This is a genomic window from Sphingomonas sp. PAMC 26617 (assembly GCF_000242835.1).
GTDB lineage: Bacteria > Pseudomonadota > Alphaproteobacteria > Sphingomonadales > Sphingomonadaceae > Sphingomonas.
This window is the reverse complement of sequence record NZ_JH594425.1, coordinates 3,655,632-3,676,551: the sequence shown is the minus strand read 5'-3', so window position 1 is coordinate 3,676,551 and position 20,920 is coordinate 3,655,632. Positions and strand designations below refer to the sequence as shown.

19 protein-coding genes are annotated in these 20,920 nt (G+C 67.0%); 6 read left to right on the top strand and 13 right to left on the bottom strand.

Annotated features, from left to right (window positions below; all coding sequences use genetic code 11):
• Positions 1-103 precede the first annotated feature (103 nt).
• Positions 104-2,305, top strand: coding sequence for a ComEC/Rec2 family competence protein (locus RH91_RS16120; protein WP_010164004.1), 2,202 nt, complete (start codon positions 104-106; stop codon positions 2,303-2,305).
• Here RH91_RS16120 and lexA read toward each other — a convergent pair.
• The gene (lexA, locus tag RH91_RS16115) at positions 2,296-2,976 is read right to left on the bottom strand and encodes a transcriptional repressor LexA (RefSeq protein WP_010164002.1); all 681 of its coding nucleotides are present in this window, start codon (positions 2,974-2,976) and stop codon (positions 2,296-2,298) included. The genes RH91_RS16120 and lexA overlap by 10 nt on opposite strands.
• 56 nt (positions 2,977-3,032) lie before the next feature.
• Positions 3,033-4,223, bottom strand: coding sequence for a molybdopterin molybdotransferase MoeA (locus RH91_RS16110; protein ID WP_010164001.1), 1,191 nt, complete (start codon positions 4,221-4,223; stop codon positions 3,033-3,035).
• A gap of 283 nt (positions 4,224-4,506) precedes the next feature.
• Here RH91_RS16110 and RH91_RS16105 point away from each other — a divergent pair, with 283 nt between their 5' ends.
• The gene (locus RH91_RS16105) at positions 4,507-6,834 is read left to right on the top strand and encodes a TonB-dependent receptor (protein WP_010164000.1); all 2,328 of its coding nucleotides are present in this window, start codon (positions 4,507-4,509) and stop codon (positions 6,832-6,834) included.
• A gap of 51 nt (positions 6,835-6,885) precedes the next feature.
• Here RH91_RS16105 and RH91_RS16100 read toward each other — a convergent pair whose 3' ends face one another.
• The gene (locus tag RH91_RS16100; protein ID WP_029623976.1) at positions 6,886-7,218 is read right to left on the bottom strand and encodes a GFA family protein; all 333 of its coding nucleotides are present in this window, start codon (positions 7,216-7,218) and stop codon (positions 6,886-6,888) included.
• A gap of 169 nt (positions 7,219-7,387) precedes the next feature.
• Positions 7,388-8,179: a COG4705 family protein gene (locus RH91_RS16095; RefSeq protein WP_010163998.1), complete on the bottom strand. Its 792-nt coding sequence runs from the start codon at positions 8,177-8,179 to the stop codon at positions 7,388-7,390.
• A gap of 428 nt (positions 8,180-8,607) precedes the next feature.
• Here RH91_RS16095 and RH91_RS22560 point away from each other — a divergent pair, with 428 nt between their 5' ends.
• On the top strand, positions 8,608-9,057 hold the full coding sequence (locus tag RH91_RS22560) for a hypothetical protein (RefSeq protein ID WP_157136957.1): 450 nt from the start codon (positions 8,608-8,610) through the stop codon (positions 9,055-9,057).
• A 79-nt stretch (positions 9,058-9,136) separates the two neighbouring features.
• Here the strand turns inward: RH91_RS22560 and moaC are convergent, their stop codons facing one another.
• The 4 genes from moaC to RH91_RS16075 are packed head-to-tail and all read right to left on the bottom strand — an operon-like array spanning position 9,137 to position 11,959.
• Positions 9,137-9,604: a cyclic pyranopterin monophosphate synthase MoaC gene (gene moaC / locus RH91_RS16090; RefSeq protein WP_010163997.1), complete on the bottom strand. Its 468-nt coding sequence runs from the start codon at positions 9,602-9,604 to the stop codon at positions 9,137-9,139.
• A complete protein-coding gene (gene trpC, locus RH91_RS16085) occupies positions 9,601-10,386 on the bottom strand; it encodes an indole-3-glycerol phosphate synthase TrpC (RefSeq protein ID WP_010163996.1) in 786 nt (261 codons plus the stop codon). Before trpC ends, moaC begins: the two co-directional genes overlap by 4 nt.
• On the bottom strand, positions 10,383-11,378 hold the full coding sequence (gene trpD / locus RH91_RS16080; protein ID WP_010163994.1) for an anthranilate phosphoribosyltransferase: 996 nt from the start codon (positions 11,376-11,378) through the stop codon (positions 10,383-10,385). Before trpD ends, trpC begins: the two co-directional genes overlap by 4 nt.
• Positions 11,375-11,959, bottom strand: coding sequence for an anthranilate synthase component II (locus RH91_RS16075; RefSeq protein ID WP_010163992.1), 585 nt, complete (start codon positions 11,957-11,959; stop codon positions 11,375-11,377). Before RH91_RS16075 ends, trpD begins: the two co-directional genes overlap by 4 nt.
• Here RH91_RS16075 and RH91_RS16070 point away from each other — a divergent pair.
• Positions 11,946-12,515, top strand: coding sequence for a hypothetical protein (locus RH91_RS16070; protein WP_232283537.1), 570 nt, complete (start codon positions 11,946-11,948; stop codon positions 12,513-12,515). The two genes, RH91_RS16075 and RH91_RS16070, sit on opposite strands and share 14 nt — an antisense overlap.
• 146 nt (positions 12,516-12,661) lie before the next feature.
• On the opposite strand, the gene RH91_RS16065 is transcribed toward RH91_RS16070, so the two are convergent.
• The gene (locus tag RH91_RS16065) at positions 12,662-14,197 is read right to left on the bottom strand and encodes an anthranilate synthase component I (RefSeq protein ID WP_010163990.1); all 1,536 of its coding nucleotides are present in this window, start codon (positions 14,195-14,197) and stop codon (positions 12,662-12,664) included.
• On the bottom strand, positions 14,169-16,118 hold the full coding sequence (locus RH91_RS16060; protein WP_029623973.1) for a peptidylprolyl isomerase: 1,950 nt from the start codon (positions 16,116-16,118) through the stop codon (positions 14,169-14,171). The genes RH91_RS16065 and RH91_RS16060 overlap by 29 nt, the downstream gene beginning before the upstream one ends.
• Positions 16,119-16,254: 136 nt before the next feature.
• Here RH91_RS16060 and tpiA point away from each other — a divergent pair, with 136 nt between their 5' ends.
• Together tpiA and RH91_RS16050 are read left to right on the top strand one after the other, a co-directional pair.
• Positions 16,255-16,992, top strand: a complete 738-nt coding sequence (gene tpiA, locus RH91_RS16055) for a triose-phosphate isomerase (RefSeq protein WP_010163988.1) — start codon at positions 16,255-16,257, stop codon at positions 16,990-16,992.
• Between the two features lie 16 nt (positions 16,993-17,008).
• Positions 17,009-17,650 (top strand): GNAT family N-acetyltransferase, encoded by a 642-nt coding sequence (locus RH91_RS16050; protein WP_010163987.1) that lies wholly within the window; start codon positions 17,009-17,011, stop codon positions 17,648-17,650.
• Positions 17,651-17,660: 10 nt separating this feature from the next.
• Here the strand turns inward: RH91_RS16050 and RH91_RS16045 are convergent, their stop codons facing one another.
• The 3 genes from RH91_RS16045 to rimO are packed head-to-tail and all read right to left on the bottom strand — an operon-like array spanning position 17,661 to position 20,811.
• The gene (locus tag RH91_RS16045; RefSeq protein WP_010163985.1) at positions 17,661-18,056 is read right to left on the bottom strand and encodes a hypothetical protein; all 396 of its coding nucleotides are present in this window, start codon (positions 18,054-18,056) and stop codon (positions 17,661-17,663) included.
• A complete protein-coding gene (locus RH91_RS16040) occupies positions 18,053-19,444 on the bottom strand; it encodes a leucyl aminopeptidase family protein (RefSeq protein ID WP_010163983.1) in 1,392 nt (463 codons plus the stop codon). Before RH91_RS16040 ends, RH91_RS16045 begins: the two co-directional genes overlap by 4 nt.
• A 38-nt stretch (positions 19,445-19,482) precedes the next feature.
• Positions 19,483-20,811, bottom strand: a complete 1,329-nt coding sequence (gene rimO, locus RH91_RS16035) for a 30S ribosomal protein S12 methylthiotransferase RimO (protein ID WP_010163981.1) — start codon at positions 20,809-20,811, stop codon at positions 19,483-19,485.
• Between the last annotated feature and the right edge of the window lie 109 nt (positions 20,812-20,920).

Below are 20,920 nucleotides of genomic sequence, written 5' to 3'. Positions count from 1 at the left end.
GCTCAACCGCGCATACTCCCAGACTAGAAGATCGATGGCCGGAACAGCCTGCAGCGCCCCTAGCACGCGCTTTGCACCGCTTCAAACTGGCGTTCGCAGATGGTTGGGCGATGGCGCGCGCAAGGCGGCGGATGCGCTGGAACGCGGGCTCGAGGCCGAGCGCGATCAGCTCGCGCTGTGGCTTCCGGTGATGTTGGGCGGCGGGATCGCTGTGTGGTTCGTGCTTCCCGATCGCACCGCATGGACCGTCGCTTTGCTGGGCGCGCTCGGCGTGGCGCTCACTGCGGCGGCGATCGGTCGGCATGGGCGCGCCGCGCGCGTTCTCGCGGTCGGCGCGCTGGTGGTGGCGCTCGGGATCGGACTGATCTGGTGGCGGGCGACGCAGGTCGGCCATGTCGTCCTGCAGAGCCCGAGCATCGGGACGTTCACCGCAACGGTCGAGCGGATCGAACCCTTGCCTGCGCGCGACCTGGTCCGGCTTCGCCTCGCACCTGTCGCCGTTTTCCGGCGGGCAGGCAGCGACCGGCCACCGCCCGCCTTGCCGCGGCGGCTGCGCCTCAATCTGGCGGTCGGCGATGTTCCCGCCGGACTCGCCGTCGGGGTCACGCTCCGGCTGACGGCGCGGTTGCTGCCACCCCCTGAACCATCGGTTCCCGGCGCCTATAATTATGCGGTCGGTGCCTGGTTCGACCGGATCGGCGCAACCGGACGGGGGCTGCCGCCGGTAACGATCGTCGCGGGCGCGCGCGCAACCGGCATTCCGCTGCGCCAGCGCCTGTCCGCCCATATCCAGGTGAGCGCAGGCGGCGGTGGGGCGGGGGGGATCGCGACGGCGCTCGCGACCGGCGAGCAGGGCTCGATCCCGCTCGACGATACCGAGGCGATGCGCCGCTCGGGCCTTGCCCACCTGCTGTCGGTGAGCGGGCTGCATATCAGCGCGACCGTCGCGGCGACGATGATCCTCGTCTCGCGATTGCTTGCCTTGTCGCCGTGGCTGGCCTTGCGCTGGCGGCTACCGCTCGTTGCGGGCGCTGCCGGAGCGCTGGTCGCGATCGGCTACACGCTTCTCACCGGGGCCGAGGTTCCGACGATCCGGTCGTGCGTCGCCGCGCTGTGCGTGCTGATCGCGCTGGCGCTCGGGCGCGAGGCGTTGACGCTGCGGCTCGTTGCGGCGGGGGCAATCGTCGTGCTGCTGCTGTATCCGGAGTCGCTCGTCGGCCCGAGTTTCCAACTCTCGTTCGCCGCAGTGGCGTCGATCATCGCGCTCAACGAGCATCCGCGCATCCGCGCCCAGTTCGCTGCGCGGGAAGAGCCCCGCCTGCGTTCGGTAGCGCGCAGTTTGGCGTCATTGTTGCTGACCGGGATCATGGTCGAGGCCGCGCTGCTGCCGATCTCGCTTTATCACTTCCAGAAAGCGGGGATTTACGGCGCGGTCGCCAACATCTGCGCGATCCCGCTGACGACGTTCGTCATCATGCCGCTCGAGGCGGCGGCCTTGCTGTTCGACCTGATCGGCGCAGGCGCGCCCTTGTGGTGGGCGACGCGGCTGGCGCTCGACGTGTTGCTGTGGATCGCGCGGACGACGGCGGCGATCCCGGGATCGGTCGCGCCGCTGCCGGCGATGCCGGATGGCGCCTTCGGCCTGATGGTCGCGGGCGGCCTGTGGATCGCCTTGTGGCGGACGCGATGGCGGCGGCTAGGCGTCGGGCCGCTGGCGATTGGCGCGGTGTGGGCGTTGTCGACGCCAGCGCCCGACCTGCTCGTGACCGGTGACGGGCGGCATGTCGCGATCCGCACGAAGGACGGGGCGGTCGCGTTGCTGCGGGACCGGACCGGGGATTATACCGCCGACATGATGGCGCAAGGCGGCGGGACGACGGGACTTCCCGTCCTCTGGTCGGACCAGCGATCGGCGCGATGCAGCCGCGATCTGTGCATGGCGACAAGCCTGGTCGGCGATCGCCGATGGCAGGTGCTCGCGACCCGCAGCGCGTATGCGATCCCGGTGCAGACGCTGGTTGAGGTCTGCGCGCGCGCTGACATCGTCATCAGCGAGCGACGGCTGCCCAAGCGGTGTCACCCGCGCTGGCTGCGACTGGACCGGACGATGCTCGCGCAGACCGGCGGGGTGGCGATCACGTTCTACCCGTCCGTGCTATCGCTCCCGGCGACCGCGAGCATACGGACGGTGCGACGGGCACGGGACGAGCATCCCTGGATCACCGTCCCGCAACCACTACCGCAGGCCGCGCGGGGCACGGGGCGGCGCTTCCGCCACCCCCGCACCGCACCCGATCAGTCGTAGCGGCGCAGCAATCCGGCGAGCTTGCCCTGCACCCGGACCTGCGCCGGGGTGTAACGCTGCGGATCATACGCCCGGTTGGCGGGATCGAGCCGGACCATCGCGCCCTCGCGCCGGAAGAACTTGAGCGTCGCCTCGCTGTCGTCGATCAGCGCCACGACGATCTCGCCATCGCGCGCGACTTCCTGCCGCTTGATCAATGCGTAGTCGCCGTCGAGGATTCCTGCCTCGACCATCGAATCCCCCGCAACTTCGAGTGCGTAATGCTCGCCGCCGCCGAGCAGCGCGGCCGGCACCGCGAGCATCGATGCGCCTTCGAACGCCTCGATCGGAACGCCTGCCGCGATCCGGCCGTGGAGCGGGATCTCGATCACGTCGTTCGCGGGGTTGGGCAGCGGACGCACGTTGGCGGGCGACGCCTCGGGCAGGGTCACGACCTTGGAAACCGGCTTGGCGCCGCGTTCGGGCATCTTGAGCACTTCGAGCGCGCGCGCACGATTGGGCAAGCGGCGGATGAACTGGCGTTCCTCGAGCGCGCTGATCAGGCGGTGGACGCCGGACTTGGACTTGAGGTCGAGCGCTTCCTTCATTTCCTCGAACGAGGGCGAAACCCCGGTCTCGTCCAGCCGGTCGTTGATGAAGCAGATCAACTCATGCTGTTTGCGCGTTAACATTCCGGGCCCTTTCGTCGGAACAGACGACGAACCTATACGGAACATAAAGCAGTGCGTCAAGCGATCGGCAGGATTTCCACCGAGTCGCCCGCTGCGGCGGCGGGCGCGAAGGGGGCGCGGATGATCATGCAGTCGGCATCGGCGAGGGTCGCCAGCAGCGACGAATCCTGCCGTTCGGCGGCATAGACTCGGCCGTCGCGGGTGGTTGCGCGCAGATAATCCTGCCGCCGGTCGTTTTCCTTGAGCGGGGCGCCAAGGATTGCCGGGTAAGCGACCGGGCGGGGATCGCGCGCGCCCGAAATCGACGCGATCAAGGGCTTGAGGAAGATCGCCGCGGTCACAAACGCAGACACCGGATTGCCCGGCAACCCCAGCACGAGCATGTCGTCGATCTTTCCCGCCAGCATCGGCTTGCCCGGCCGCAAGGCGATCCGCCAGAAATCGATCGCGCCCCCCGCTGCTGCGAGCGCGGGACGGATCAGGTCGTGATCGCCGACCGATGCACCGCCGGTGGTGACGAGGATATCCGCCTTGACCCGCGAGAAAGCCTCGACGATCGTGTCGAGCCGATCGGGCAGGATCCCGAGATCGATGACGTCGACCGGGAGGTCGGCGAGCATCGCCGCCAGCATCACACCGTTCGATTCGGGGAGCGTCCGGTCGCTGAGCGGAGCGCCCGGCAGCGTCAGTTCGTCCCCGCTCGCCACGATCGCGACACGCACGCGCCGCGCCACCCGTATTTCGCCGTGTCCGCCGCTGGCGGCGAGTGCGATGCGGGCGGGGCTCAGCCGCTGACCGGTCGAGATCAGGACGTCCCCGTTTGAGAAGTCGATCCCCGCGCGCCGGATGTTGCCGCCACGAACCGGGCCGCTCCCCGAAAGGCGGACGGTGTCGCCGTCGCGCGCCGCTTCCTCCTGGACGAGCACCGCATCCGCGCCACCGGGCAGCGCCGCGCCGGTGAAGATCCGGACGGTCTGGTTCGGGCCGATCGCGCCGTCGAACGGATGCCCGGCCGCGCTTTCGCCGATGAGCTGCAGCGGCTGCGCGAGATCGTCGAACCGTACCGCATAGCCATCCATTGCGGACAGGTCGCGCGCGGGCTGGGTGCGGAGCGCCAGGATGTCCGCCGCGCTCCACCGTCCGCTCGCGGTGCGGAGCGGAACGGTCTCGAGCGGGATCGTCGGAGCGAGCGCGCGCAGACGGGTCTGGGCTTCTTCGACGGAGAGGAGCGGTACGGGGGTGGTCATATCGGCTGCCTTATCGCCTCGTATCGCCTCGCGTCGACCCCTGTCAGCCAGCGCACGAGCTTGGATCGCGCGTCGAAAGTGCGACATTGCAGCCACGCTCGGTAACCAACTTTCGATGCCGAAACAGCATGTCATCAATTAGCAACAAACCAACCCTAGCGGGCGCGGCGGGGGAACGGACTTTTCGATCCCGGGCGCAACTCACCCGTCACGATGCCAAAATGGCGCGGGACGGCGCAGCGGGTCGGTCGGTTCCCAAAGCAATCCAAGGGGGACTCCGCACATGACGATCACCATCGCAAAATCGCTGCTGCTTGCCGGCGCCGCCGGTTCGGCTCTGCTCGCCGTCCCGTCGGCCATGGCGCAGACCACGCCCGACGCTGCCGCGCCCGCATCGGTCGAGGCATCGGCTGCCGCCGATGGCGTCGGCGATATCGTGGTCACGGCGGAGCGTCGAAGCGAGAACCTGCAGAAGGTGCCGGTGTCGGTCGGCGTCGTCGGTGGGGACGATCTGCGCGCCTTCCAGAGCGGTGGCGGCGACGCGCTCGAACTCGCGAACCGTGTTCCCGGCCTCTATGCCGAGACGACGACCGGGCGCATCTTCCCGCGCTTCTACATCCGCGGCCTCGGCAACATCGATTTCTATCTCGGCGCATCGCAGCCGGTGTCGATCATCCAGGACGACGTCGTGCTCGAGCATGTCGTGCTCAAGTCCAACCCGGTGTTCGACGTCCGTCAGGTCGAGGTGCTGCGCGGGCCGCAGGGCACGCTGTTCGGCCGCAACACCACCGCGGGCATCATCAAGTTCGACACCAACCGCCCGACCAACGATTTCCACGGCCGCGCCTCCGCGTCGTTCGGCAGCTACAACACCGCGACGATCGATGCAGGCGTCGGCGGGCCGATCGTCAAGGACGTGCTGTCGTTCCGCGTCTCCGGGCTGTTCCAGCACCGCGACAACTGGGTCAACAACACCTATACCGGCGTCAGCGCGGACGGCACCGTCGGCGGCAAGGACAAGCTCGGCGGGTTCGACGAGAAGGACGTTCGCGTCCAGTTGATGCTGACCCCGCCCGACACGGGCTTCACCGGGCTGCTTTCCGCGCATGCGCGCGATTACAGCGGCACGTCGACGATCTTCCATCGCGGCGCGCTCAAGCGCGGCTCGAACGACGTCAGCGCCGAACCGCGCGCGTCGATCGCGCTCGACGAGGCGGCCAACAACCCGCAGGCGTACAAGACCTACGGCGCGTCGCTCAACCTCAAGAACGATTTCGGCGGCGTGGTGCTGACCTCGATCACCGCGTGGGAAACGACCTCGGGCTATAGCCGCGGCGACACCGATGGCGGTGCCGCGACCAACTTCGCCGGCGCGCGTTTCTATGGCGAGAGCCAGGGCCGGATCCGCAATCTCGACCAGCTGACGCAGGAAGTCCGCTTGTCGGACGACGGCACCGGCCGGTTCAAGTGGCAGATCGGCGGGATGTATTTCGAGCAGCGCGACCTGACGGAATTCGACCAGCGCGGCGTCTTCCTGATCCAGCCCGATCTCAACAATACCCGCCCGAACCCGAACAACTACGTCCTGCTGCGGGACTTCAACACGTCCTACGCGGGCTTCGGCCAGATCAGCTATGAGATCCTCCCCAAGCTGACGCTGACCGGCGGCGTGCGAGTCACCAACGACACCAAGGCGACCCGTCTGCTGATCGCCAACGCCAATGCGGCGGGCGTGTCGAGCTATGCCGGGCGTCGCTACGTCCGCCTGTCGGACACGCAGCCGAGCTGGGACGCGAGTGCGCTGTACCAGATCGACCCCAACGTCAGCGTCTATGCGCGCGTCGCACGCGGCTTCCGCGGGCCGACGATCCAGGGGCGGTCGGCGGTGTTTAACGCCGATTTCACCACCGCCAATTCCGAAACGATCATGTCGTATGAAGCGGGCTTCAAATCGAACCTGTTCGGCAACACGCTGCGCTTCAACGCGACTGGTTTCTATTACGAAGTCAGCGACATCCAGCTCAACGGCAACGATTCGTTCGGCAATGGCGTGCTGTTCAACGCGGACAAGGCAAAGGCGTGGGGCGGCGAGGCGGAGCTGACGTGGCGCCCGGTCCGCCAGTTCACGCTGGGGCTGGGTGGCAGCCTGCTCCATACCGAGATCAACGATCCGCGCGTCTATGCGCAGGTCTGCATCCTCGGCGGGGTCGTCACCTGCACGGTGCAGGATCCGACGATCCGCGTCGGCGCGAACACCTTCGCGCAGATCGACGGCAACCCGCTCCCCAACGCGCCGAAATATCAGTTCAATGCGACCGCACGCTACGATCTGCCGCTCGGCAACGGCGGTTCGCTGTTCCTCGCGGGCGATGCGAACGTCCAGGGCTATACCAACTTCGTGCTCTACAAGACGGCGGAATTTAACTCGAACGGCACGTTCGAGGCGGGCCTCAAGGCGGGCTATGTCGCGCCGGACAACAAGTATGAGCTGGCAGTGTTCGTCCGCAACCTGACCAACGAGAAGAACCTCAAGGGCGTGATCGAGAATTACAACGCCGCGGTCTTCAACGACCCGCGGATCATCGGCGTGTCGCTCAGCGGCAAGTTCTGATGGCCTGGCGCCCCGGCGGTTCCTTCACCGGGAACGGCCGGGGCGTTCGACTCAGTCAGCGTTGTCGACCTTGCGGACTTCCACGGCGCTCTCATCGAAGCCGTCGAGCAGCCGGGCGTTGATGCCCATCTTGCCGAAATCCTCGCCGAGCGTCTGCCAGTGCGTTCCGGAGCCGCAAACCGGGCAATGGTGGATCCCGATCATCCGGTCCCCCCACACATAGGCCACGGTCTCGCCCGAGATGCGGACCTGTTCGGGCGGGTAATAGGCCACGCGCCACGCAAGCTTGCGGCAGAGCGAGCAGTTGCATGCGGCGACCCAGGCTGGGGCGTCAGGCACCTCGACCCGGACGGCACCGCAATGGCAGCTTCCCTGAACGCGCATGGCGATGTGTACCCTGGGGTCTGGAGCGTTCGCAAGTCCGTTCAAGCGCGGTTGCCCGAACATCCGCATCTGGAAGATCGCCAATCCGCCGACATCGGGCCGCGCCTTGCGATCCTTGAACTGTACGGAGACCCGCCAAGCCTGGCGGCGGTCGAAATCCTCGCCTGGCCTACCGTGTCTTTACGTCGCCGTCATGCCCACCCGACCGTTGTGGCACGAGGAAGATCAGCAGGGCTATCGCGGCGGTAAGGCAAATCGTCGCCAGCAGGCGGTCGAGTTCCAAACCGCCTTTCGCGATCGGCTTGTCGAGAAAGTCCCCCACCGTAGCGCCAAGCGGGCGGGTCAGGATGAAAGCCGCCCAGAAGAGTAAAACGCGCGACGTGCGGGTCGCATAGTACAGCACGCACAGCGCGATCAGCGCACCGCCGAACACCATTGCCGCGCCGGAATATCCCAACGCGCCGTCAGCGACCCAATCCCCTAATGCGGTGCCGAGCGTCTGCGAGAAGGTGATGGTGATCCAGTAGAAAGTCTCGGCGCGCGCCGTGTCGATCGCATTCACGTCGACGGTCCCGATCGCGCGATGCCACGTAAACAGCGACGCCAGCACAAGCGCGAGCAACAAGACAGAGCCGCCGACATATCCCAGCCCGATCGACCGCGTCGCAAAATCCGCCAGCGTCGTTCCGGCGGTGGTCGAGGCGATGATCGTCGCCCAATAGAGCCAGGGATGAAAGAGGCGCGCCCGGACCTGCAACCACACCAAGACCACCAACAGCGCTCCGAACAGCGCGGTGCCGACCAGATACCCGTTCAGACCGCCGCTTCCCGCAGCCGGGGTCGTCTCGCCTAGCCAGCTCATGCTGACGGCATCGCCACCGGTTTCACCAAGCGTCGTCGCCAGGATCTTGATTGCCCAGAACCCGAGCGTCACCGCCGGGACCTTGATCGCATTCGCCATTGCAAGGTCCTTCCGACCGACACCGAGCCTAAAGCGTGGACCCCGTTTCCGCCGATATCACCCGATCGAACAATCGCGGCAAGGGAGATCCCCGATCCGGACGGGGAACGAACGGGAAGCAACCTGCGAATCAGATGGGGAGTTTCGATAGACCGAGGCGCTGATGCGAAGGTTTTGCGGCGCACGGAAATCGTTTATCCGCCTCTTGAGCCGAGGTTGGCGTTGCCAATCCTCCCGATCATCAAGATTTAACGGCTGCGATCCATAGTAGCATTCATGACCGATACCCTGGCAGCGATCGAGTTCCAGAGCAGTCGCGCCAAGGCGCTGCCGCCCGTCTTGATTGTCGCGGTTCCCATCTACCTTTTTGGGGGAGGGTCTGCGGCGTATGTTGACGGCATCATTCACGGTGAGCACACGTCGAACCAGTGGCTCGTCTTACTCCTCGCTCTTCTCCTATTACTATTTCTTTGGGCCGAGTTCAGACTTTTGCACCGTGTTATCCGGCCAGATACCCTGACGCTCACCCGGACGGATGGACGACGAGTTTCTTCGGAAAGACGACAGCATTTGCGTGGGCGGATTATGGCAACGCCGCCGAGCGATGGGTCTCATCCGGGAAAAGCACTTCGCGGGTCATCAGCCTGGAAAGGCGCGAGGACGGCAAGCGCAGTTATATTCCCGGCGACCAGTATATCCACCCATACCCCGTCGTGTTCGAGGCGGTCCAGAACGCGCAGGAGGGTCGCCTCATCGCGCCGGGGCGCGCGTCTGCGCCGCGCCTCTATGCCTTTGGAATCGTCCCGCTGACGGCGCTGGCGTGTGGGATATTCCTGTTTTTTGCCGTCTTGGACACCTGGCGGATCGCCTGCCTTTGACCGAATCAGGCGCGGACCGTGCCGCAATAAAATTGATGTCCGCTACCGCGTTCTGACCGTTCCATCGCAGCCGGGGATTTCAACGAACCCAATCGCCCGACTTACCGCCGAACTTGGTCAGCAACTGGATGTCCCGGATCGTCATGCCTTTGTCGATCGCCTTGGCCATGTCGTAGATGGTCAACAGCGCCACGCTGACCGCGGTGAGCGCCTCCATTTCGACTCCGGTCTTGCCTTCGGTCGCCGCGGTCGCGGTCGCGACGACGCCCGCATCATCCACCGCAAGATCGATCGCGACGCGCGTGAGCGGGAGCGGGTGGCATAAGGGGATCAGGTCGCTCGTCTTCTTGGCACCGATGATGCCGGCAACGCGCGCCACCGCGAGCACGTCGCCCTTGATCGCGCTGCCGTCGCGAATCGCGCGGACCGCTTCGGGAACCATGTCGATTCGGCCACGCGCGACCGCTTCGCGCCGGGTCGCATCCTTGCCGCCGACGTCGACCATGTGCGCGGCGCCCGCCGCGTCGAGATGCGTCAGCCCGCTCATCCGATCAGGCTCCGCGTCGCCGCCTCGACATCCGCCTGCCGCATCAGCGCTTCGCCGATCAGGAAGCAGCGGATGCCGTGCTCCGCCATCGCGTCGAGGTCGGCGCGGGTCGTCAGCCCACTTTCGGCAACGAAGGTGCAGCCCTTGGGGGCCTTGGACACGAGTTCGTAGGTCCGCGCGAAATCGACCGTGAAAGTGCGCAGGTCGCGATTGTTGACGCCGATCAGCCGCGACTTGAGCTTCATCGCGCGCTCCATCTCGTCCTGCGAATGAACCTCGACCAGCACGTCCATCCCGCATTCGATCGCGCTCGCCTCGATTTCGGCGAGCAGCGTATCGTCGAGCGCGGCCATGATCAGCAGGATCGCATCCGCGCCAAGCCCGCGCGACTCGGGCACTTGCCACGGATCGACCATGAAGTCCTTGCGCAGCACGGGAAGGTCACACGCCCCCCGCGCAGCCGAAAGATACGAGTCCGCCCCCTGGAACCACGCCTCGTCGGTCAGCACCGACAGGCAGGCCGCACCGCCGGCGGCATAAGCGGTGGCGTGCGCAGGGGGATCGAAATCCTCGCGGATCAGGCCCTTGGACGGGCTGGCTTTCTTGATCTCGGCGATCAGTGCGGGTCCCGTCAGCGCCTTGGCGTCGAGCGCAGCGCGGAACCCGCGCGGTTTGCTCTGTGCCGCCATTCGCGCATCGAGTTCGGCCATCGGGATCGTCGCCTTGCGCGCGGCGACGTCGGCGCGCTTGGTTTCGAGAATGCGGTTGAGAATATCGGTCATGAATAAGCGATCCAGCGATCGAGCAAGGTATTGGCGGCGCCCGAATCGAGCGCTTCGGTTGCGCGTGTGACGCCGTCGGACAGAGTCTGCGCGGTCCCCGCGACGATCAGCGCGGCGGCGGCGTTGAACAGCACGGCATCGCGATAGGCACCGGTTTCGCCGGTCAGCAGGCGGCGCAATGCGGCGGCGTTATGGACAGGGTCGCCGCCGACGATCGCGCTGATCGGATGGCGCGGCAGTCCGGCGTCCTCGGGTATGATCCGGCCAGGGAGGTCCGCTTGCCCGACGCCGACCACGATGGTTGGCCCGGCGCAGGACAGTTCGTCGAGCCCTTCCTCGCCTGAAACGACCAGCGCCGCCTCGGTGCCGAGCTGCTCGAGCGCCGCGGCATAGGTCGCGGTATAATCGGGCCGAGCGATCCCGATCAGCTGGCGGGTGACCCCAGCAGGATTTGCGAGCGGGCCCATCAAATTGAAGATCGTCCGCCGTCCGATCCGCTGGCGGATCGGGGTAATCCGCCGCATCGCCGGGTGATGGTTCGCGGCGAACAGGAAGGCGATGCCGATGTCGTGCAGGCTTGCCTCGGCGAGCGCGCCCGCACGGTCCATGTCGAGCCCGAGCGCCTCTAGCGTGTCGGCGGCGCCCGCCTTGGACGACGCCGCGCGATTGCCGTGCTTGGCGACCGGCACGCCCGTGCTCGCAACGACTATCGATACCGCGGTCGAGACGTTGAGCGTATGATGCCCGTCGCCACCGGTGCCGCAAACGTCGATCGCGCCCGCAGGCGCGAAGATCGGGATCAGTCGGTTGCGCAACGCGCGCGCGGCCTCGGCGATCTCGATGCTGGTCTCGCCGCGTTCGGTCAGCCCGACCAGGAACGCCGCGATCGCGTCTTCGGGAACATGCCCGTCGAGCAGGTCGGCGAACGCCTGCGCCGCCGTCTCGCGGCTGAGCGGGCTCGTCGGATCGGGGAGCAAGGCGAGCGTGCTCATGCCGGCGTCTTCGCGGTGATGCCCGCGTCGGCGAGGAAATTGGCGAGCATCGCATGGCCGTGTTCGGTCGCGATGCTTTCGGGATGAAATTGCACCCCGTGGATCGGCAGCGAGCGGTGGCGGACGCCCATCACCGATCCGTCATCGGCATGCGCGTTGGCGATGAGCGTATCGGGCATGTCCTCGACGATCAGTGAATGATAGCGCGTCGCGATGAACGGCGAGGGGAGGCCGGCGAACACGCCGCTGCCGTCGTGTCGCACCGGCGAGGTCTTTCCGTGCATCAGCCCGCCACGGACGACCGTTCCACCGAAATGCTGGCCGATCGCCTGATGGCCGAGACAGACCCCCAGCAACGGCCGCCCAGCCTCCGCACACGCCGCGACGAGATCGAGCGAGACGCCCGCCTCGGTCGGCGTCTTGGGGCCGGGGGAAATGAGGAACCCTTGCGCGTTGCTCGCCATCGCATCCGCGGCGGTCAGCGCATCGTTGCGAACGACCTTCACCTCGGCGCCCAACTCCATCAGATAATGGACCAGGTTCCAGGTGAAGCTGTCATAATTGTCGATGACGAGGATCATCGCGCGCCGCTACCGTGTTTGGACATATACCACAATGATTACGCTGCTACCGGCCCGGCGGACGTGGTTCAGCATGGATCAACCTTGCACCCCGCACGTTAGGGAATCCTCAGGAGAAATGATGATGTCGCGCACCTTTGCCCTGCTGGGGCTGCTGACCGCCTTGCCCGTTGCCGCGTTTGCGCAAGTTCCCGCGGGGCAGCAGCAAGCCGAGTCGGGCAAACCGCCGCAGCGGATTCGTTCGATCACCCTGACGGGGAATCAGGCGTGTCCCAAGTCGACGGATCCCGATGCCGAGATCGTCGTCTGCGCGCGCGTCGGCGAACCTTACCGGATCCCGAAGGAATTGCGCGACGACAAGCCGATCCCGGCGCAGAACCAGAGCTGGGTTAACCGCACTGCCGTCGCCGATGACGCCGGACGTCGGGCAGCGGGCCTGCCGGATACCTGCTCACCGGTCGGTTCGGGCGGGCAGACGGGCTGCTCGAAGCTCCTCGCGGAACAGTTTGCAGCGGATCGTGCAGAACGGCGGCGGCAAGCCGAGATCGTTCCGTAACCTGGCGGGTGTGGAACCCCGGTGGTGCACCGGGGTGACACTCGGGCAACGGCTTGGGAGATCATCATCTCTTCCAACTCCCGCTTCAAAGGGGGCGGGAAGCCGTTTTTACCTCGCGACCATGGATCAGGCTCTGGCGTGGCGAATTACTGACCGAAGCCGGCCTCGCTGGCCCGTCCGACCGCTTCCCGCGCGGCCGCCAGCAACGCTCCGGCTTTCGCCTCGCACTCCCGCTGCTCATAGACGGCCTCGCTGTCCGCGACGATCCCCGCGCCGGCCTGGACGTGCATCACCCCGTCCTTGACCACTGCGGTTCGCAGCACGATGCACGAATCCATCGATCCGTCCGGCGAGAAATAGCCGACGCCGCCCGCATATGGCCCGCGCACCGCATCCTCGAGTTCGGCAATGATCTCGCACGCGCGGACCTTCGGCGCGCCCGAAACCGTGCCAGCCGGGAAGCCGGCGAACAGTGCGTCAAGCGCGTCCTTGTCGGGGGCGAGCCGCCCGACGACGTTCGACACGATGTGCATCACATGGCTGTAGAACTCGGTCGTGTAGCTGGCCGTGACGGTAACGCTGCCGGCCTCCGCCACACGTCCGACATCGTTGCGGCCGAGATCGAGCAGCATGAGATGCTCCGCGCGCTCCTTTGGGTCGGCGAGCAGGCTCGTGCGGTTGGCCTCGTCCTCGGCGGCGGTCTTGCCGCGCGGGCGGGTTCCCGCGATGGGGCGGATCGTGACTTCGCCATCGCGGACCCGGACGAGAATCTCGGGCGACGACCCGGTCAGCGCGAACCCGGGCAGATCGAGGTGATACAGGAACGGTGACGGGTTAATCCGCCGCAACGCGCGATACAGTTCGATCGGCGGGAGCGGGAATGGCGCGGTGAAGCGCTGTGCGAGCACGACCTGAAAGATATCGCCAGCGACGATATAGTCCTTCGCACGCGCGACCATCTCGGCATACCGCCCGGCGGGCAGGGTCGATGTCAGTGCGATCTCGTCGGGCGTTTCGATCCGGACCGGTGCGGGCAGGGGGGCGGTCGCGAGCCGGGCTACGGTCGATTCGATCCGATCGAGCGCGTCGGCTATGATCGCGTCAGGGTCGCGCGCGGGATCGGGCCAGACCGGGGAGACGACGAACAAGGCATCCGCCAACCGGTCGAAGATGAGAATGACGGTCGGCCGCACGAAGATCATGTCGGGCACGCCGAGCGCATCCCGGGATGGGCGCGGCAGCCGTTCGACCAGACCGATCGTCTCGTAGCCGAAATAGCCGACGAGGCAGGCGAGCGCGCGCGGCAGTTCGGCGGGGACGTCCATCCGGCACGTCGCGACCAAGGCGCGCAGCGCGTCGAGCGTCGGCTGCGGGCAGGGCTCGAAGGCGGCTCGATCGGTCAGCCACGAAGGGTTGATCTCCGCTGCCGACCCGTGCGCGCGGAACAACAGATCCGGCGCGAGCCCGATCAGGCTGTGCCGTCCGCGCGTCTCCCCACCCTCGACCGATTCGAGCAGAAAATCCCCGCGACCCGGTTCGATCAGCTTGAGTGCCGCGGCGACGGGGGTTTCGGTGTCCGCGATCTGGCGCTGCCACAGCAACGCCGGACGCCCCGCCGCAAGCGCAACCCGCGCCGCGGCGGCGCCTGCACGATCAGGGCTGGCTGGCACTGGCGACGCCAAGCAGTTCGGCCTTGAGCGACGCGATCGCAGCGGCGTTGCGCGACGTCCCGATCGCATTCTGCACCGCCTTGCCGAATTGCGCGACATATTCGCGCCCGACGACATTGCCGAGATCGCTCTGCGTGCCCGCGATCACCTTCGCGTTGCCCTGCGCATTGCCGGGCGTGATGGTGTCGAGATGGACGATGATCCAGCCCGACTTGTCGGGTGCCTCGAGCAGCTTGGTGCTCCTGGGCGCCATCGCGAACATCAGCGCGAGCGGCGGCGGCACCTGGCGCGGGTTGCCGATCAGCGCCGCACGCGGACCGGTGACCGGACGCAGCGGCGGGAGCTTGAGCCCGGTTGCGGCCAGTGCCTGCGGGAGCGCGGTGCCGCCATTGGTCGCCGCAACGACCTTCGCCGCGACATCACGCGCCGACCGTTCCGCACGGTCGAGCTGATAGTCGCGCACGACGGCATCGCGGATCTCCGTGAGCGGACGGGCAGCGGCGGGGATTACCTTGTCGAGCGTCACGAGGGCAAAGCTTCCGTCCTGCCCGAGCGGCACCGTCTGCGGCTGGTCACCCGCCGACGCGGCATAGGCGGCGGCAAGGATCGGGGTCAAAGCGGGATCGGGCTTGACGGTCGGGGTGTCGACGTTCTGACCGCTCGCGGTAAGCGCCGGGGTCGTTTGCACCGCCATCTGGTTCTTCGCGACAAGGCCATCGAAGCTCGTCTTGCCCGATGCATCGTCGAGCGCGTTGCGTTTCTCGGTCAGCAGCGCGGTCACCTTCTGCGGCGCGAGCGATGCCTTGAGTTCGGGGCTTGCCTCGGCGAGCGACTTTGCGGCCTGGGTGCGGACGGTTGCGATCTTGGCGACGATGAAGCCGAGCGGAGCGCGGAGCGGGCCAACGACGTCGCCGGCCTTCGCTTCGAACGCTGCATTGGCGATCTCGGGCGACGACTGGCCGGCAAAGGCCGCCTTTTGCGTATCCTTGATCGTCGCAGGCTCGAGCCCGGCTGCGCGCGCGGCCTGCTCGATCGGCGTTCCGCCGCGCACCTTGGCGGCAAGCGTATTGGCCGAGGCCTGATCGCCGACGACGACCTGAACGATCGTGCGAAGCTCGGCAGCGGCGTATTTCTGAGATTGCGCGCGGTAAGCGGCGGCGATCTCGGCGTCGCTCGGTGTCGCCTGTGCGGCAACCGAGGCCGGGGTCAGCGTCGCGTAACGGACGATGCGGCGCTCGGGCAGGCGATATTTGCCCGAGTTGCGCGCATAGAAAGTGGTCAGCTCGGCATCGCTCGGCGCGGGGCCTGCGGGCAGCGCCGCCGCCGGGATGAACCCGATCTGGCCGCTGCGCTTTTCGAGCAGCAAATCTGCGTACGGCATCGCAAGTGCCGCCGGCACCTGCTTCGCCTGGATCGGCGAGAGCAGCAACTGTCGCGTCAGCACCTGGTCGGTCGACTGGAGCCGGACCTCGGCATCGGTCATCCCGATCTGGCGGAGCACCTGCTCGTATTTCTCTTGGCTGAACTTGCCGTCGAGCCCGGTGAGGCCCGGCTGGCTGGCGATCAGCCCGTCGACCGCACGCTTGCTGACGACCATGCCTTGCGCTTGGGCATATTGGCGGAACGCGGTCGAATCGATCAGCCGCTCGAGCGTCGCGTCGAACCCGCCGCCCGCGACGAACTGCTGCATGTCGAGCGTCGGCTGCTGCTGGCGATAGCCGTCCATGTCGCGCGCGACGGCGGCGCGCAACTCGCTGATCGTGATTGTCTTGTTACCGACCTTTACCGCGACGTCGGCGGCGTTGACCGACGCGCCGGTGTTGCTGCTCGAATGATCCGACAGGACGAACGCGAGCCCGAGCAGGGCGACGAAGCCCAGCGCGACCGCGCCGCCGAGCGGGTGGCGGATCATTCTACGGAAGAAACTGAGCATGGTCGGGTGCGGCCGATCTGTCGTTGTAAGGGACGAAGAGGGGTTGCTTTACGGGCAGGTCGGGGCGGCATCAAGCTTGTGCAGCACGCACGCTGCGCTATCGCTGTCGGAAAGATACAAAAGGAGAGACCCGCAGATGGCGCGACGCAAGCTGGTGGCAGGCAATTGGAAAATGAACGGCAGTCACGCCGCCTTGGCGGAGCTCGTGACGATCGCGGCGGCGGCGGAGGCGGCTGGCGGCATCGACGTGTCGATTGCGATGCCGGCAACGCTCATCGCGCCCGCGGTGGCATTGGTCCCCAAGTTCATGATCGGCGGACAGGACGTTCACGAGGCGGAGAGCGGCGCGCACACCGGATGTCTGTCGGCATCGATGCTGGCCGAGGCGGGCGCGCGCTTCACGATCGTCGGGCATAGCGAACGGCGCGCCGATCAGGGCGAGACCAGCCAGGATGCCTGGGCGAAGGCAAGCGCAGCGCACCGCCACGGGCTCGGCGTCATCCTGTGCGTCGGCGAAACCGACGCGGAACGCGATGCCGGTCGCGCGGCGCGCGTGGTGCAGGCGCAAATCGAGAAGTCGGTGCCCGACCTTGCAACGGGCGACTGGCTGACGCTCGCCTATGAACCGCGCTGGGCGATCGGTACCGGGCGTACCCCGACGCTCGACGAGATCGGCGAAGTCCACGCGATCGCGCGCGCCAAGCTGCGGACGCTGGTGGGAGATGCCGCGGACGGGATCCGGATCCTGTACGGCGGCTCGGTCACGGGCGCGAATGCCGCGGCGATCCTGGAGACCGAGGAGGTGGACGGTGCACTGGTCGGCGGCGCGAGCCTGACCGCGGCGAAGTTCGTGCCGATCATCGAAGCGGCGTAAGCATCGGATCGACGGTATGACCGGGACTCTTTCGTGGTGGATGCTGGAGGACTGGGCGACGGCGCGGTCGCGCGCACGCCGCCTGCCGCTCCCGGTTCGTGACCGGGGCGGTCTGCGAGTCGATACCGATAGCGCGGTCGAGCAGGCCCGCTATGTCTTCCTCGACGTGGACACGGCATTTGTTGCGGCAGCGGAAGCGATTGCTGCGCCGCGCGTGTTCCTCAAGGCGTGCGCGGCCGCTTCGGCGGTGCTGGCGGTCGTACCGGCGCGCTGGACGCTCCAGTCCGTCGCCTGGATCATGGTGCAGGATCCGCGACGCGACGATGCCGAGCCGCCGCTCCCGCCCGGCTATGCGCTGGACGTGACGACGGCCGACGGTGTCGTTGCGGCCGTCATCATCGGTGATGATGGGGCACTCGCGGCGCGGGGCTATGGCTGCCGCTCGGGCAGGATCGACTGTTACGACCGGATCCGGACCGAGGCGGCACACTATCGACGCGGCTTGGGTCGCGCGGTGATGCATGCGCTCGGCCATGCGCAGCCGGACAGTGCTGCGTGCAGGATGCTTGCCGCGACCGACGCGGGACGAGCCCTGTACGAGACTCTGGGGTGGCGTGTCGTCGCGCCATACACGACGATGGAGATCGTCGACCGGTGACCGTGCTGTGTCAGGCGGGCGGCGGGACCAGCCCGAGCAACTTCATCGCGACGGCCTGAAAAACCATCGTGACCAACCAGAACAGACCATCGCGCGTGATCTGCCCGAGCCGCGCACCGCGATAGCTTTGCGTGATCGCGACGACCGGCAGCACGAACCCGGCCCAGATCACCACTGCGCTGCCCACCGCCATGATCCACGGTGCCGCCTTGGGCGGCGCAAGGATCAGCGCGCCGGCCAGGATCGACGCGAACCAGAACAGACCGAGCGTTGCGATCAGCAGAGTCGCGATCGTCACCGGCGGCGACACACCTCGATCAACCGTGGCGCGATACGCCGCGCCGAGCAGCAGCCAGATTCCGGTCGCTACGAGGATCGGCGCCAGATTGATCAGGATGTAGATCATCCCGGATAGCGCGCCTGCAGCATTGCCCAAGCCGCGCGCAGGCCGAGCGCGTCCCCCCCCTTGGGGCGGCCCGGCTTGGCGGACGGGCGCCAAGCGAACGTGTCGAAATGCGCCCATGGCGTATCCGCAGGCACGAACCGGCGCAGGAACAACGCCGCCGTCACCGATCCGGCGAACCCGCCGTCGGGCGCATTGACCATGTCGGCGATGTCGGAGGCCAGCATCTCGTCATAGCCATCCCACAGCGGCAGCCGCCACAACGGATCCCCGGTCTCTGTTCCGGCGTGGAGCAGCGCCTCGGCCAACGCATCGTCATTGGCGAAGGTGGCGGGCAGGTCGGGCCCGAGCGCGACCCGTGCCGCGCCGGTCAGCGTCGCAAAGTCGAGGATCAGCGTCGGCGCTTCCTCGGCAGCACGCGTGATCGCATCGGCAAGGACAAGCCGACCCTCGGCATCGGTGTTGGTGTTCTCGACCGTCACGCCCTTGCGCGTCGCCAGCACGTCGCCCGGGCGGAACGCGTTGCCCGCGATGCTGTTCTCGACCGCCGGGATCAGCAGGTGCAGCCGTACCGGCAACCGCGCGCCCATGATCAGCCCGGCAAGCGCGAGCGCATGGGCGGCACCGCCCATGTCCTTCTTCATAAGCCGCATTCCCGACGAGGGCTTGATGTCGAGCCCGCCGGAGTCGAAACACACGCCCTTGCCGATGACGGCGATGCGGGGATGCGCCGGGTTGCCCCATTCGAGCTCGATCAGCCGCGGCTCGCGTCCCTTGGCCGCCGCCTGGCCGACGGCGTGGATCATCGGATAGCCCTTGACCAGCGGCTCCCCCTTGGCAACGGTCAGCGTCGCCCCGTGCGACTTGGCGAGCGCTGCAGCGTCTTCCTCGAGCTCCGCCGGACCAAGATCGGCCGCTGGCGTGTTCACGAGATCGCGCACTTTCGCAACGGCACGCGCGATCGCCACGACCGGATCGATCCGCGCGGGTTCACTGGTCAGCAGGACCCGAGGGCCGACCGCCGCGTCATCCTTGCAGTAGCGATCGAAGCTGTGTTGCGCGAGCGCCCAGCCGAGCATCGCCGCGCCGGGCTCGCCCTGCGCCAGTCGATACGTGCCTTCCGGAAGCTGTCCGCCAAGCGACGCGATCCGCCACGGAGACTCGAGGCTTTCGTTGCAGACCAGCAGCATCGCCCAGTCGTCTGCAGCATCGCCGGGGAGAACCGCCCGGTTGCCCGGCTTTCCCGTCAGGCGATGCGCGGCTATCGTTGCGCGGATCCGTGGGGGCTGGGCGGTGAGCCACGCCGACCACTGTTCCGGGTGGACGACGTGAATGAGGCGGGCGGGTTGGCCGCGATCGGCCTGGAGCAACTGCGCGGGGTCAAAGGTCATACCCTTGTATCGGGAGCGCTCGCCCCGCGCGCAAGCCGTCAGGCGGGGACGCCGTAAAGATCGTGCTCGTCGGCATCCTCGATCACGACCGGAACGATGCTGCCGATGCTGAGGTGCCCTGCGTCGCGGAGGAACACTTCGCCATCGATCTCGGGCGCATCCGCCTTCGACCGACCGGTCGCGCCGCCCTCGTCATCGACCGCGTCGACGATGACGTCGAGCGTGCGGCCGACCTTGGCCTGGAGCTTGTCCGCCGAAATCCGCGCGGTCAGTTCCATCAGGCGTGCGTAGCGCTCTTCCTTGATCTCTTCGGGCACGTGGTTGGGCAGGTCGTTGGCAGCGGCGCCCTCGACCGGCTCGAACCGGAACGCGCCGACGCGGTCGAGCTGCGCTTCTTCCAGCCAGTCCATCAGATAGGCGAAATCGTCCTCGGTCTCGCCGGGGAAGCCGACGACAAAGGTCGATCGGATTGCGATGTCGGGCGCGATGGTGCGCCAGGTCTTGATGCGTTCGAGCACCTTGGTTTCGTTCGCCGGGCGCTTCATCAGCTTGAGGACGTTGCGGCTGGCATGCTGGAACGGGATGTCGAGGTAGGGGAGGATCAGCCCCTCGGCCATCAGCGGGATGACCTGATCGACGTGCGGGTAGGGGTAGACGTAGTGGAGCCGGACCCAAGCGCCCAGCTTGCCGAGTTCACGCGACAGGTCGGTCATGTGCGCGCGGACTTCCTCGCCGTGCCACATCCGCGGCTGATGCCGGATGTCGACGCCGTAGGCCGATGTGTCCTGGCTGATCACGAGGAGTTCGCGGGTGCCCGCCTCGATCAGCTTCTCTGCCTCGCGCAGGATCGCATCGGGGCGGCGGCTGACGAGGTCGCCGCGCAGGCTCGGGATGATGCAGAAGCTGCAGCGGTGGTTGCAGCCTTCTGAAATTTTCAAATAGCTGTAGTGCCGCGGCGTCAGCTTGAGCCCGCTCTCGGGGACGAGATTGAGGAACGCGCTCGGCGGCATCGGGGCGGCTTCATGCACCGCGCCGACGACTTCCTCATATTGATGTGCGCCGGTGACCGCGAGGATGCCGGGGAATTTGGCGCGGATCATTTCCGCTTCCTTGCCCATGCAGCCGGTGACGATGACGCGACCGTTCTCCGCAATCGCCTCGCCGATCGCTTCAAGCGACTCCTCCTTCGCGGAATCGAGGAAGCCGCAGGTGTTGACGAGCACGACGTCCGCGCCCGCATAATCGGGGGACATGGCATAGCCATCGGAGCGCAGCTTGGTCAGGATCCGCTCGCTATCGACCAGATTCTTGGGACAGCCGAGCGAGACCATGCCGATTTTCGGCGGGGAGGGGAGTGTTGTTGCCATGGGAACGGCGGCATGTAGCGATCTTGGGGCGAATTTGCCAGCCGGTTGCGTTCGGCACGAATCCCCGCAACTCTCCGCTTCCCCGGCGAAGGCCGGGGCCCAGTCGAGG